This window comes from Actibacterium sp. 188UL27-1, assembly GCF_016901225.1.
Lineage (GTDB): Bacteria > Pseudomonadota > Alphaproteobacteria > Rhodobacterales > Rhodobacteraceae > 188UL27-1.
On record NZ_JAFEUL010000003.1, the window covers coordinates 309,367 to 322,953 of the forward strand.

Annotated in this window: 14 protein-coding genes; 2 read left to right on the forward strand and 12 right to left on the reverse strand. The window is 57.8% G+C overall.

The features are described from left to right. The first annotated feature begins 14 nt into the window (after positions 1–14). A complete protein-coding gene (hemH, locus tag IU397_RS06830) occupies positions 15–1,118 on the forward strand; it encodes a ferrochelatase (RefSeq protein WP_204411959.1) in 1,104 nt (367 codons plus the stop codon). A gap of 221 nt (positions 1,119–1,339) precedes the next feature. Here hemH and IU397_RS06835 read toward each other — a convergent pair whose 3' ends face one another. Together IU397_RS06835 and IU397_RS06840 are read right to left on the reverse strand one after the other, a co-directional pair. After that, a complete protein-coding gene (locus tag IU397_RS06835; protein WP_204411960.1) occupies positions 1,340–1,519 on the reverse strand; it encodes a hypothetical protein in 180 nt (59 codons plus the stop codon). 144 nt (positions 1,520–1,663) lie between these two features. Then, positions 1,664–2,236 carry a L,D-transpeptidase gene (locus tag IU397_RS06840; protein ID WP_204411961.1) on the reverse strand — a complete coding sequence of 191 codons (573 nt, stop codon included), beginning with the start codon at positions 2,234–2,236 and terminating at the stop codon, positions 1,664–1,666. 161 nt (positions 2,237–2,397) lie between these two features. Here IU397_RS06840 and IU397_RS06845 point away from each other — a divergent pair, with 161 nt between their 5' ends. Beyond that, the gene (locus IU397_RS06845) at positions 2,398–2,907 is read left to right on the forward strand and encodes a CAP domain-containing protein (RefSeq protein ID WP_204411962.1); all 510 of its coding nucleotides are present in this window, start codon (positions 2,398–2,400) and stop codon (positions 2,905–2,907) included. Here the strand turns inward: IU397_RS06845 and IU397_RS06850 are convergent, their stop codons facing one another. From IU397_RS06850 to IU397_RS06895, 10 genes are all read right to left on the reverse strand, one after another. Continuing rightward, positions 2,908–3,405 (reverse strand): murein L,D-transpeptidase family protein, encoded by a 498-nt coding sequence (locus tag IU397_RS06850; RefSeq protein ID WP_204411963.1) that lies wholly within the window; start codon positions 3,403–3,405, stop codon positions 2,908–2,910. Positions 3,406–3,486: 81 nt separating this feature from the next. Continuing rightward, a complete protein-coding gene (locus IU397_RS06855; RefSeq protein ID WP_204411964.1) occupies positions 3,487–4,263 on the reverse strand; it encodes an ion transporter in 777 nt (258 codons plus the stop codon). Positions 4,264–4,282: 19 nt separating this feature from the next. Then, positions 4,283–5,512, reverse strand: a complete 1,230-nt coding sequence (locus IU397_RS06860; RefSeq protein ID WP_204411965.1) for a class I SAM-dependent RNA methyltransferase — start codon at positions 5,510–5,512, stop codon at positions 4,283–4,285. Then, positions 5,509–6,039 (reverse strand): DNA topology modulation protein FlaR, encoded by a 531-nt coding sequence (locus tag IU397_RS06865; protein WP_204411966.1) that lies wholly within the window; start codon positions 6,037–6,039, stop codon positions 5,509–5,511. The genes IU397_RS06860 and IU397_RS06865 overlap by 4 nt, the downstream gene beginning before the upstream one ends. After that, positions 6,036–7,904 (reverse strand): ABC transporter ATP-binding protein, encoded by a 1,869-nt coding sequence (locus tag IU397_RS06870; protein WP_204411967.1) that lies wholly within the window; start codon positions 7,902–7,904, stop codon positions 6,036–6,038. Before IU397_RS06870 ends, IU397_RS06865 begins: the two co-directional genes overlap by 4 nt. Continuing rightward, complete coding sequence (locus IU397_RS06875; RefSeq protein WP_204411968.1) at positions 7,901–9,748, reverse strand: ABC transporter ATP-binding protein; 1,848 nt, start codon at positions 9,746–9,748, stop codon at positions 7,901–7,903. The genes IU397_RS06870 and IU397_RS06875 overlap by 4 nt, the downstream gene beginning before the upstream one ends. Positions 9,749–9,789: 41 nt before the next feature. Beyond that, positions 9,790–10,383 (reverse strand): LysE family transporter, encoded by a 594-nt coding sequence (locus IU397_RS06880; protein WP_204411969.1) that lies wholly within the window; start codon positions 10,381–10,383, stop codon positions 9,790–9,792. 7 nt (positions 10,384–10,390) lie between these two features. After that, positions 10,391–11,539, reverse strand: a complete 1,149-nt coding sequence (locus IU397_RS06885) for a CCA tRNA nucleotidyltransferase (protein ID WP_204411970.1) — start codon at positions 11,537–11,539, stop codon at positions 10,391–10,393. Further along, the gene (locus IU397_RS06890) at positions 11,536–12,123 is read right to left on the reverse strand and encodes a CoA pyrophosphatase (protein WP_204411971.1); all 588 of its coding nucleotides are present in this window, start codon (positions 12,121–12,123) and stop codon (positions 11,536–11,538) included. Before IU397_RS06890 ends, IU397_RS06885 begins: the two co-directional genes overlap by 4 nt. Then, on the reverse strand, positions 12,113–13,111 hold the full coding sequence (locus IU397_RS06895) for an Hsp33 family molecular chaperone HslO (RefSeq protein WP_204411972.1): 999 nt from the start codon (positions 13,109–13,111) through the stop codon (positions 12,113–12,115). The genes IU397_RS06890 and IU397_RS06895 overlap by 11 nt, the downstream gene beginning before the upstream one ends. Positions 13,112–13,587: the final 476 nt, after the last annotated feature.

The following is a 13,587-nucleotide window of genomic DNA, read 5'->3' on the forward strand; positions in this document are numbered from 1 at the left end:
CGCAGGATGAAATAATGTTGGATGCAAAATCTGGTGCAACCATTGCCGATGTAGACGCGTCCACTGATGCCGCTGCCGTCAACGCAAAAAGTCATTTGCCTGGCGACCATCCTGCTGTGATGCCCGCGAAGGTCGGTATCCTGGTGGCCAATCTTGGAACACCGGACAACTATGATTACTGGTCCATGCGCCGGTATCTGAACGAGTTTCTGTCCGACCGGCGGGTCATCGACTATTCGCCGTTCATCTGGCAGCCGCTTTTGCAGCTTGTGATTTTGAGCAAACGCCCGTTTTCATCTGGTGAGGCTTACAAGTCGATCTGGAACCACGATGCGGGGGAAAGCCCGCTCATGACGATCACCAAGGCGCAAACGGCCAAGTTGAAAGACAGCCTTGCCGCACGTTTCGGCGATAATGTCGTTGTTGATTTCTGCATGCGCTACGGAAATCCCTCGACTAAATCCAAGGTGCAAGCTCTGATTGATCAGGGATGCCGTAAGATCCTGTTCTTTCCGCTCTACCCGCACTATGCCGGAGCGACGTCAGCCACTGCGAATGATGCGTTCTTTCGCGCGTTGATGACGCAGAAATGGCAGCCGGATAGCCGGACGGTGCCAGCTTATTATGAGAATTCAACATATATCGATGCTTTGGCACAGTCTGTTGAGCGGAGTTACGCGTTGATGGAAACCAAACCTGACGTGCTGGTCTGCTCGTACCACGGTGTGCCCAAACGGTACCTGATGGAGGGCGACCCCTACCATTGCCAATGTCAGAAAACGACGCGTCTGTTGAAGGAACGGCTGGGTTGGGCCGATGACAAGATCGTAACAACTTTTCAAAGCAGGTTTGGCCCGGAGGAATGGCTGAAACCTTACACGGTTGAGGAGGTTGCACGCCTCGCCGAGCATGGGAAAAAGCGTATCGCTGTGATCGCACCAGCCTTTTCGGCGGATTGCATTGAAACACTGGAAGAGATCAACGAAGAGATCCGGGAGAGCTTTGAGGAAGGTGGAGGAGAACACTTCACCTACATCCCCTGCCTGAATGATGACGACGCCCATATCAACGCGTTAACAGAAGTTATTGAGACCAACCTGAAGGGTTGGATCGACTGATATTTCGGTGGGTGGTTGCCTATCCGGTGTTACTAGCTGGCCGCGCACCCTTAGCTTAAAAAGCTACGCCATGTGATCTGGCCAATCGTTTCAAAATACAGATCAACCTCGCCGCAGCGTTTCTACGATGATCGCGTCGACCTTGAAATTCCGTAAATCCATGTAAAAAGGGCGGCTGCCAAGTATGACAACCGCCCCGGGTCTGTATCCGTGACTGACGCTTAGCTTGATGCTGCCGCGGCGATCAGAACCAGCAGAACGATCGGAACCAAAATACCGCCGTTCGACGAAGATGTTTCCTCTTCGATCACAGTAGGCTCGATGATCGGATCATCAAAACCGCCAGCGAAAGCAGATGTCGCTGCCAGCGACACGGCTGCTGCAAGAGCAACTTTTTTCATGTTAACCTCCAGTTATCGCGCAGGACTAAAATTGAGGATACCCCACGCACCCAAGACTGTACCTCGTAGACGATGATTTACAGCCCAAGGTGGCATTTGCAATTGGTCGAACAGTGCAGAACCGCCAAATCCAGCCCAATGTCGTCAAATTAGCAACACCTGCGCGCCAACACCGGCCAATGAAAAGAGTTCGGCGATGTGCTCATTATACAACCCGATGCAACCGTTGGAGGATTTCCGCCCAATTTTGCGGGTGTCATGGGTTCCGTGGATCCGGTAATACTTCCAGCTCAAGTAGAGAGCATGGCTGCCCAACGGATTGTCGGGGCCGGGTCCGACGAAATCGGGCCATTCCGGATTGCGCCGTTTCATGGCGGGTGTCGGGGCCCAAGACGGCCCATCAACCTTACGAACGACAGATGTGCGTCCACGCCGGGTCAGATCCTCGGACAGCGGGACGGAGGATGGATACAGCCGATACGTCTGTTGGTCGGCCCCCCAATAATGCACCGCGCGGGAGTTGATATCGACCAGAATGGCGCCGCCAGACAGGTTGCTGAAATAGGGCTGCCAATCCAGCGAACGGAAGCTGGAGATATTGCGCTGGGCACCCGGAGCCGTCGGTTCGAGCGTTCCGACACCTTGAGCAATCGCTGGCGCGGCCAAGCTGGCTGTGGCCGATGTCAGAAGGAAACGGCGCGTCAGTAGCGGTTTCATGGGGTCCTCATTTCTAAATTTTGAACTTGTCGTGATAATATGGCTGGAAAGCCGCAGTCGCAATTCAAACACGCGTGTGATCGCTCATTCGCGCTCAGATGCGTTTGCTCACGCTCGTCGGACTCGGTACAGGATAGCGATACTAACGAGGAAGAGCGTCCATGAAGCGTGTATTTTCGCTTATTTTTCCGATTCTGATCATCGTTGCGGGCTGTACGGCACCGCCTGTCGTGGATGATGGAACGGGCACCGGGGGCACGCGGGTCTATCGAATATCCGCGGGTGATGCGAGTAAGATACAGTTTCGGATGCTCGATTCGGTCAATTCCCTGCGACAGGCAGCAGGCTTGTCCGGGTTGGAACTTAGCTCACAATTGAACGCAGCGGCAGCAACACATTCAAAGGATATGGCGCGCCAGAACCGACCTTGGCATTTTGGATCCGATGGGTCCTCACCCTTGGATCGGGTCAAACGTGCGGGCTACCGGGGTGAGTTGAAGGGTGAGAATATCTCCGAGACCTACGAGACGGAGTTGCAGACGCTCGCGGCCTGGATGGCGCAACCTGACACGCGCGCAGTGGTGATGAACCCGCAGGCCCGCAATTTGGGCATTGCCTGGTTCCAGGAACGGAACGGCAAGATCTGGTGGACACTGATCACTGGCGGCTGATCACGGCATGATGTCGATGGGCGTTCCATCCCGGACCATGGCATAGATCTCTTCCATTTCCTTGTTGGTCACGGCGATGCAACCCCAGGTCCAGTCGTCGCCACCTTTGCGCCAGCGGCTTTTCTGACCGTGGATAAAGATGTCACCGCCGGGATCGACCCCGGCCTCTAGAGCGCGCGCCACATCTTCTTCGTTGGGATAGTCTATACCCAATGACAGGTGGAAGTTACTGTTGGGGTTCCTGCGGTTGATCAGATAGTTGCCTTCGGGCGTCCGTCCGTCGCCTTCTTGCTGTTTGTGACCTTGCGGCGCAAAGCCAAGCTCAAACCTGTAGCCTTTTAGCACGGCGTCATCGTGCATCAGGAACATGCTGCGTTTACCTTTGTAGACAAGAACCCGCGTGACCTGCGGCCCGTCATAGGTTTTGAATTTGCTGGAGCAGGCGGATAACGCAAATGCAGCACTGCCAGCCAACATCGCGCGTTTACTGATCAACATGTTTGTCCCGAACCGGTTGTTTTCTGAAATCAATACAGGAAACTGGCTTCGGCGGGAATCCCCCATGACACCACAGTGGATTTATCTTGGGGGTGACTGTGTCTTGAGCGCCTGTTCAATTGCATCAAGTCGCGACAAGACCTCGTCACGGTAGGCATCCGTCTTTTCTGTCGCCTCTTCGGAATGGGCATCCTGCATCGAATTCACGATCAGACCCACCAGCAGGTTCACAACCGCAAAGGTTGTCAGGAGGATGAAAGGAACGAAAAAGGCCCAGGCATAGGGATAGACCTCCATCACCGGGCGCACGATCCCCATAGACCAGCTTTCCAGCGTCATGATCTGGAACAGCGAATAGGCGCTTAGGCCCAGATTACCAAACCACTCTGGGAAGGATGCGGCAAACAACTTGGTCGCCATCACAGACCCTATGTAAAAGACTAGCCCCATCAACAGAAACACCGACCCCATCCCAGGCAGGGCTGTCACAAACCCTTCGACCACACGGCGCAGCCGCGGCATGACAGAGATCACGCGCAAAACCCGCAAGACCCTTAACGCGCGCAATACGCTCAGGTTTTCCGCGCCCGGCAGCAAGGCCGACCCAACAATGGCCGTATCAAACAGGTTCCAACCGTTTCGGAAAAAGGTCGCGCGATAGGCGAAAAGCTTTAACAGGATCTCGGCCACGAATATCGCAAGACAGGCGAGATCGATCATTCGAAGCGTATCGCCAAACGGTTGCGCAACGGGGGGCACGGCTTCGAGTCCCAGCACAATCGCATTCAGGATAATGACCCCCAAGATGCCATTGCGCACCAGGGGTTGTTCCAACCAGATCTTCAACGTTTCTCGCACACCGCGCTCCTGCCCCTTGTCACCGCGCGATATGGTCTTTGATCAGGCGAGCGACAAGCTCTACATGCGGTGACCAGCGAAACTGATCGACGACCTGCACCCAATCAAGCCGATATCCGGCCTGGATGAGCATTTTAGCGTCGACCGCAAAGGTCACGGGGTTGCAGGAAATTGCAGCAATCACCGGCACTTCGCTTTTCGCGATTTGGGCCATCTGGGCCTGTGCGCCCGCGCGTGGTGGATCGATGACAATTGCATCGAACCGGTCTAACTCATCGGGTAGTAGCGGGTTGCGAAAAAGGTCGCGCCGTTCCGTGCTCAGCATGTGTAACCCGCCCGCGCGCCGCCATCCCTGATCCAACGCGTCCAGCATCGTGCCATCGGCCTCCACCGCATGCACCGGTTTGCTTTCGCAAAGCGGCAGTGCAAATGTGCCGCAGCCCGCGAACAGATCGATGACACTGGTCGATGCACCGATGCAATCACGCATTGCGGATCTTAGCGCAGCCTCCCCTTCCACCGTTGCTTGCAAAAAGGCGCCGGGAGGCATTGGCACGTCAAATCCTGCAAAGTTGACCAAAGGTTCGGCTTGCTGAGCGACGATTTCGCCATCCCACGACAACCGCGCCACACCTGCTCCGGCCATGGATGTGACCAATGCCGCGGTCTGTGTCTGGTTCAATGTCTTGCCACCCGTCACTGCCACGTCGAGCCCGGTGCGCGTCTCCGTTACCGTCAGCGCAAGTTCGCCTTTGCGAGCGGCTCCGACCATGGTCAATGCGGTCAGCATGGGCAAAGCAGCGCTCAACTGCGGTGTCACCAGATTGCAGTCAAGGACCGGGGTGATCGTGTCTGATCCCGGGGCGTGGAAGCCAACCAACGCGCCCTTTTTGGTCCGACGGCCGGAAAATGTGGCCCGCCTGCGGCTGCGCGGTGGGGAAATTGCCATGGGGCGAAACGTGGCCGCAATCCCCTGGGCGGCCAAGGCACGTTCTACGATATTCTGTTTCCAGGCGGCGACAAATCCGCCATCGGCATGTTGCAAGGCGCATCCCCCGCAAGACCGGTAATGGCGACAGGCCGGTGCGATCCGCCGGTCGGAGGGTGTGACGATGCGTGGGACGGATATCCGGGAGCCATCCAACTCCCCCTCTACGACTTCACCCGGCAAGGTGCGGGGCGCAAAGACAGGCCCCGGGCCAACCCCGTCGCCCAAATGTCCCAACCGCTCGATCACGGTTCGCGTCATGCAGGCTGTATCGACGACGCTGCTGGGATAGATGCCAGAAAACGCCGAACCTCCTGCACAGATTGCAAGTGATGGACCGCCAGATGCGGAGGTGGATCTGACACGATTTTTAGCCCCTGCAGACGTCCGGTTTTTCGCGTGGTCCAAATGAAGTGATAAAATTCAGCGCTGAACTGCTCCGGGCAGCCATCCGGCAAATCAGGGCGCACCTGTCCGTAATGCGCTACCGTTCGCTTTGCGACCCGCCACAAGCGCAGCCATAGCGGAATATCAAGCCAGATGCAGGTATCGGCGCGGGCGATACGCTCGGGATAGGTGGCCGACATGTTGCCTTCGAAAATCCAGCGGTCCTGCATGTGGACCTCGTGGGCCATCGCGTGTTTTTCGTTGCGGCTGCGCTCCACCCAGCCCGATTTCCAGTGGATCAGATCGATATGCCTGACAGGCAACCCGGTCCGTTCTCCCAACATCCGTGCCAGGGTGGATTTGCCTGATCCCGGCTGGCCGATGATCATGACGCGTTTCATTCCGCTGCATCCACGACGCCCAGAAAACCGCCAGATTGACGTCGCCAGTACCGGGCATAAAGCCCACCGTAGCTGAGCAATGTGGCATGGTCGCCTTCTTCGATGATACGGCCTTCATCCATGACAATGATCCTGTCCATCCGGGCAATGGTGGAGAGACGGTGCGCGATGGCAAGGACAGTCTTGCCCTCCATGACGCGCTCTAGCGCGGTTTGGATCTGCGCTTCGACCTCGCTGTCCAATGCGCTGGTGGCCTCATCCAGGATCAGTATGGGCGCGTCCTTCAAAATCGCGCGTGCAAGGGCAATCCGCTGCCGCTGTCCACCGCTGAGTTTGACACCACGTTCGCCCAGATAGGCCCCATAGCCGCGATGGCCCTTGTGATCCTGCAGGCCTTCAATGAATTCATGGGCTTCCGCGCGTCTGGCGGCGGCTATCATCTCTTCCTCAGTCGCATCAGGCCGACCATAAAGGATATTCTCGCGCGCGGTCCGATTGAACATCGCGGTTTCCTGCGTGACCATCCCGATCTGGCGGCGCAGGCTTTCCTGGGTCAAGGCGCGCACATCATGGTCGCCCAGCAGAATGGCGCCCTTTTCCGTATCATAAAGCCGCAGCAGCAAGGCAACCAATGTGGATTTACCGGCCCCGGACGCGCCGACAATCCCGACCTTCTCTCCCCGGCGAATGAAAAGATCGATGTCTTCCACGCCGCCCTGCTGCCCTCCATAGGCGAATGTCACGCGGTTGAACCGGATTTCTGCAGCGCTTGGATCAACCTCTGTCGCGGTATCCGCATCCACCAGTTGATGGTGCGGCGTGAGGGTGCGGATCCCGTCCTCAACCTCACCGATATTTGAATAGATCCCCATCAGCGTGAAACTGACCCAGCCGGTCATCTGTGACAGACGCAACGACACCGTACCGGTTGCGGCCATATCGCCCGCCGTGGCGAGGCCATTGGACCACAAGATCAGCACACTGCCGATCAGCACCACGGGCAGCAGGCTGGCCAAGGCGATCAGCAAAAACCGAAAGACTGTCGCCATGACCCCAAAATCAATTGCTTTGTCGAGGTATTTGTCCATGGAATCGATGGCAGCCCGATCTTCATGTGCCGAATGGGCAAACAGTTTGACGGTGCGCATGTTTGTGATCGTATCAACCACCTGCCCTGTGACCGAGGCGCGCGCTCCGGCCCTCGCGGCAGAGCATTGGCGGATACGCGGCAAGAAATAGCGGATGAAGGCACCATAGCCGATCAGCCAGACGAACAGGATCAACGAGAGCCGCCAATCGATTGAGATCAGCAAAAACGTGGCCGCCACGAAAGAGGCGATGGCAAAGATGATCGCGTTAATGGATTCGATCGTCACATCTGTAACAGCGCGGGCCGTTTGCATGGATTTCTGTGCAATGCGCCCGGCAAAATCGTTGTCGAAAAAGGTGATGGCATGGCCCATCGTCCATCGATGCAGCCGCGACAAGGCCATGACATTGATCGACGGGGCAATCACGATGGATTGCAGCAAGGAAGAGCCGCCAAAGACCAGGGGCCTGAAGATCAGCAGGAACACACCGACAGCCAGCAGAAAGCCCCAATGTTCTGAAAAGATGGCCTGTGGTCCGCTTTCCAACGCCGTATCGATGACATTGCCAAGTAGGATGGCCGAGATGATCTCAAAAGTGCCCGCAATGACCGAAACACAGACGGCGATGATTAAGATCGGATAGGCCCCCGACAGGCACCAGCCGAAAAAGGCCGCAAGCGTTTGCGGTGGCGGCGTATCGACGGGTTTGAACTGATCCAGCACATAGCCGAACCTTTTGACGCCGCCACGTTTGATCAGGGTTTCGATGCTCATTCCGCTGCCTCGACCACGCCAAGGAACCCGCCGGACTGACGGTTCCAGAACCGCGCATAAAGGCCACCTGCCGCCAGAAGATCGGCATGGGTGCCTTCTTCGGCAATCCGGCCCTCATCCAGCACCAGAATGCGGTCCATCCGTGCAATCGTGGACAGGCGGTGGGCAATGGCGATGACGGTCTTGCCCTCCATCACGTTGTAAAGCGTGTCCTGGATGGCGGCCTCGACCTCGCTGTCCAACGCACTTGTGGCCTCGTCCAGCACGAGGATTGGCGCGTCTTTCAAAATGACACGGGCCAAAGCCACGCGTTGCCGCTGACCACCGCTGAGTTTCACGCCTCGTTCGCCGACACGGGCATCCAGGCCGGTATTGCCGTCAGAGTCCACCAGATCGGGCAGGAATTCCCGTGCGGCTGCGCGATCAATAGCGTCATTCATCGCAGCTTCACCCGCGTCCGGGCGCCCGTAAAGGATATTCTCCCGGACTGAGCGATGGAGCAGAGCCGTATCCTGCTGCACCATCCCGATCTGACGCCGTAGACTGTCTTGCGTCACCGTTTGGATATCCTGGCCATCGATCAGGATACGCCCGCCTTCGGGATCGTAAAAGCGCAGCAGCAATTTCACGAGCGTTGATTTCCCGGCGCCGGACCGGCCCACCACGCCGATCTTTTCGCCGGGATGAATGGTCAGGTTCAACTGCTCCAAGCCGCCACTGCCGCGGCCGTAATGGTGGGTCAGACCTTCCATCACGATCTGGCCTTTTTCAAATTTCAGCGACTCGGCTTTATCGGCATCAACCAAATGGACGGGTTGTGCGATGGTCTCCATCCCTTCGGCCACCACGCCAAGCTGGCGAAATAATGTCGACACGGCCCACATGATCCAGCCGGTCATGGAGTTTAACCGCAGGGTCAAAGCCGTCGCCGCGGCGACGGTCCCCACGCTGGCTGTTCCCTGCAACCATAGGGCAAGAGCCCATCCGGTAACACCGACAATCAGCAGGCCATTCAGAACGGTCAGGGCGATATCCATGATGCTGTAAATGCGCATCTCGCGGAAAAAGGTTGTCCGGGCCGTCTCGATTGCTTCCTTGGCATAGGCGATCTCGTTGTCATGGTGCGCGAACATCTTGACGGAATGGATGTTGGTATAGCTATCGACAACCCGGCCCGTGACCTGCGATCGAGCATCACTTGACGCCTTTGAGGCGGGGCCAATCCGTGACACCGCCCACCCCACCAGTCCCGCATACAGTAGAAACCAGATGATCAGTGGCACGGCCAAACGCGGGTCGGCATCGGCAAGTAGGATTGCGGCACCCACCAGATAAGCTGTGGCAAAGGTCAGGGCATCGAACACCTGAAACACGGCCTCCCCCGCGGCGGGTGGCGTTTGCATGATCCGGTTGGCGATGCGACCGGCAAAATCATTCTCGAACCAACCGACCGATTGGCGCAGAACCTGCCGGTGGGCGCGCCACCGGATCAATGTCCCAAAGTTGGGCATGACCGCATTGCTCAGCACCAGAACGTCAATCGCCTGTACCAGGGGTCGCAAAATCAGGATGAACGCCGCGATGAATGTGAACTCCAACGCGTATCGTGCCCAGATCTCCGCAGGGGTGCCCTCCTCGGAAAGGATGTCGACGACCCGACCCATATAATAGATCAGCCCCACCTCAACCGCCGCCACGACCACTGACAAAAGTGCCGCAATGATCAGTATTTTGGTAAACGGTTTCGCATAGTCCAAAAGGAACGGCAGCAGCCGTTTGGGGGGCCTGTCGCTGTCCTTATACGGTGTATAAGGATCGACGAGCTGTTCGAAAAATCGGAACACGGCTGCGACTCAGATCGGTGGGGTGTTCGATTGGTATATCCTTACGTTGGGGGAAGGAAAACCATTCCCGCAGATAATGCGAGGAGTCCTGCCATCACTGCCATGAAGATACTCCAGGCTTTTGGATTACCCAGCAAATATGCCAGCAGTGATCCGGCAAATGACCAGAACAGACATACGCCCAGGTTGATGCCAGAAAATGCGATCGCAAGTCGCGCGGCTTCCTGAGCTGGAGGCAGCCCCGCGCCGTATCCTACGGCTGCGGCAACTGCGATGGCCCAGACTTTTGGATTGACCCACTGAAAGAGCACGGCCTGAAAAAAGGTGAACGGCTTGTCGGGGCCGGTTTGTGTTTGGGTGCGGGCTGCTGTCAGCAATTTCCAGGCCATCCACAGGATCCAACCCGCCGCGCCGATCTTGAGGACAAGGGTCAAAGCGGGTTGTGACAAAAGCAGCGCGCCCAACCCCAACCCCGTCAGGCCAGATGTGATGCCAACCCCGGCTGCTACACCCAGAACATGGGGGATCGTGCGGCGAAAGCCGAACCGCGCGCCGGAGGCGATCAGCAAGATGACATTCGGACCGGGGGAGAACAAACCGGCAAAGACAAAGGCATAGAGCGGTGCGATGATCACGGGCCGTCTATCTCGGTTGGGGGAGGGTCAGCAGATCCCTGCGGCTCATCGCGAAGTCCGACCCAATCCATGCCGCGCGTAACTGATCAAGCCGTGCCCCCAGAGCCGGGCCTTGAAATTCCGGCATCAGATCTTGGGCGGTTACCGGAAAAATAGCCCGAGCGGCTTGTTCGACCTTGGCCTGATCGCCGGGCGACACGCGCTGTTCCAGCCATGCTGCGCGGAGGGCGAGTGCGGCCAACCCGTCGACCTCACCCAGATGATGGCCCAGCGCAGCAGGAGATGCCCCACCAGATGCATGGTCGTGCAGCAATCCGAGGCGTCTGGTATCTGCACGGCTTAGGCGCAAACGGTTTGCCACGTCTTCCCCGCCCAGACAGGCCAATCGTAAAACGGCATCGGCATGCGGATACAAATCTATCAGTCGGGTCAATGGGGCGGGGTCCGCTCCGGGCAATAGGGCCGCCAATACGCCGCTTTGCGCCATTGCCGCGGTGACGGGGGCGGGGTTCGGGGCGGCCAGCAACTTGAGCATCTCAACTCCGATCCGTTCGGCTGAGACCTTGGCCAGGCCGCCAGCATTGCGGGCGCAGGCATCCAACCCGTCTTGATCCAGACCATTTTGACCATACCATGCATGAAATCGGAAAAACCGCAGGATCCGCAGATAGTCTTCCCGTACCCGCGCGGTCGGATCTCCCACGAACCGAACTGCGCGGTTCTGCAAATCCGGCAACCCGTTCAAGGGGTCGACGATCTGACCGCCCGCATCGCAGTAGATCGCGTTCATGGTAAAATCGCGGCGCTGGGCATCTTCGGAAATGTCGGTGGAAAAAGCGACAACGGCCCGGCGCCCATCGGTCTCCACATCCCGGCGAAAGGTAGTGACCTCGACCGGGACGGCATCAACGACCAGGGTCACCGTTCCGTGGTCGATGCCGGTTGGTATCGCACGGATCCTCGCAGCCTCGGCCAGGGCCAGAACGTGGGGCGGGTGAGCATCCGTGGCCAAATCCAGATCGGCCACGGGCTCGTTCAAAAGGGTATTGCGCACGCAACCACCCACGAAAAGCGCGTGGTGACCCGCCGTGTTCAACAAGGCGGCAACGGACTGGGCCGGATGGCTTTCTAACCAATCTGCGATGATCCGGGTCATGAAACGGTATCTGCCAAGGCGCGCAAGATCCGAGCAGTCGCCCCCCAAATGTAGTAGGGGCCATAGGGCACCACGTAATAATGGCGCCTGGTTTGTCGCCAGCGCCGCCCTTCGATGGCGTAGTTCGCAGGATCCAGTACATGGGAAAGGGGCACGGTAAACACTTCTGACACCTCGCCCTCTTCCGCACGGGGATGAAAGTCCGCGATCTGGGCCAGAACCGGCGTCACCGTGAAACCCGTCACTGTCTCGTGGGCAGGAAGGCAGCCGATCACGTCGACCTCAGCCCTTGGCAGCCCGATTTCCTCTTCCGCCTCTCGCAAGGCCGCCTCCGTGACATCGCGATCCCCCGCATCGACCTTTCCCCCTGGAAACGCGATCTGCCCCGGATGGTGGCGCAATCGCGACGAGCGCTTGGTCAGGTAAAGCGTGCCATCGGCGGTGAATGCGATCAGCACTGCGGCGGGCCGTAAAATCCGGTCCGGTGGCAATGGAACGTTTTTGTTCAGGTCATAGTCAGATGAGGGTCGGCCCGCGACAATCGGTGCGGCGCGCAAGGCAGACAATACAGTATCAGGGAGCATCACTCTCCCGTCCTACGGCCTCAAACCCCAATGTCGCCGGGTCAAACTCGTAATGCGCGCCACAGAACTGGCAATCGGCGGTTACAATCCCCTCGTCGGTGGTCATGTGACCGATATCCTTCGCCGAATAGATCGACAGGCTTTGCCGCACGCGATCTGCCGAACAGGTACACCCGAATTTCACCGCCTGGGGGTCAAAGACGCGTGGTTCTTCTTCGTGGAACAGGCGCACCAAAAGATCGGTTGGCTGAACCGTTGGTCCGATCAATTCCAACTCTTCGACCGTATCCAACAGGATATTGACCCGGTGCCAGTTCTCCTGCGCCTCCCCCTCAAGGATGTCTTCGGGTTTCAGCAACCCGCCTTCCCCACTGGCGGCGCCGGCAGCAAAGGGAGAGGCTTTGGGCATGTGCTGCAGCATCACGCCGCCACCGCGCCAAGTCTCTGCCTCGCTCGGCAACTGACTGCGGGCCATGGACAGGGCAAAACGGGTCGGCAATTGCTCTGATTGCGCAAAATAGGTTTCAGCACAGGCTTTCAGGGACCCCCCGGCGATGGGTGTCACGCCTTGGTAGGGCACCATCCCCTCACCCTGGTCTATCAGAATGGCGAAATACCCCTTCCCGATCAGATCAAACGCGTTTTCGGCATCCAGGGGGCGCTGGTCATCATAGCTGGCATAGGCGCGGATCCGGCCATGCTCCCCTTCATTTTGCGGGGCATAGTAGTCCGTGGCGATCAACCGCGCGGGCCCGTCACCGCGAACTTGCAGCGATAACTTCCACCTCAGCTTTACGTTGGGGCCGATCAGGGCCGTCAGCAATGCCATTTCGGCGACCAATGCATTGATCGGATCCGGGTAGTCGTGCTGCGCCAAGACCTGTTCCAATACGCCATCAAGGCGGGCTACCCGTCCGCGTATGTCGGACCGGTCAAGTTGAAAGGGCAGGACAGTGTCATCCCACGCAATGCGTGAACTGAGGGTCATGGTGTTTCCTTCAGGATATCGCCTTGGCATATCGCAGCCCATCCGGTGGAGCAAGCAAACGGGACGGGCAAAGATGTTCTGGCAGCTTGGAGAGTGGATCAATCCGCGGTTGCGGTCTTTAAGTCGGCCGGGTGCATATGCAGCGACCGGCCCAAGGCAACCTGATCGTACCCTTCCGTCAGGTTGAGTCACGGCGGTTGCCAATCGGGCCATTTGGGCAAGCGATACGTTTCAGCATCGCGGCATGCCAAACCCTCGCGACAAGATCCTATTTTGTAACATTGGCAAGGCATCTGCTTGAATTATTTAAACTTTGGTGGCGGAAAAGTAATGAACAAGATCACCTTTCTAGGTGTTTGATCCCACGGTTTGATGGTGTGATCCTTTCGTTGGAATGGAAGGAAGCATTATGGGACAAGTTCGTCATGGGAGCGCCACGACCACGCACGCTGTCAGAGCAGCAATACAGCGATCGC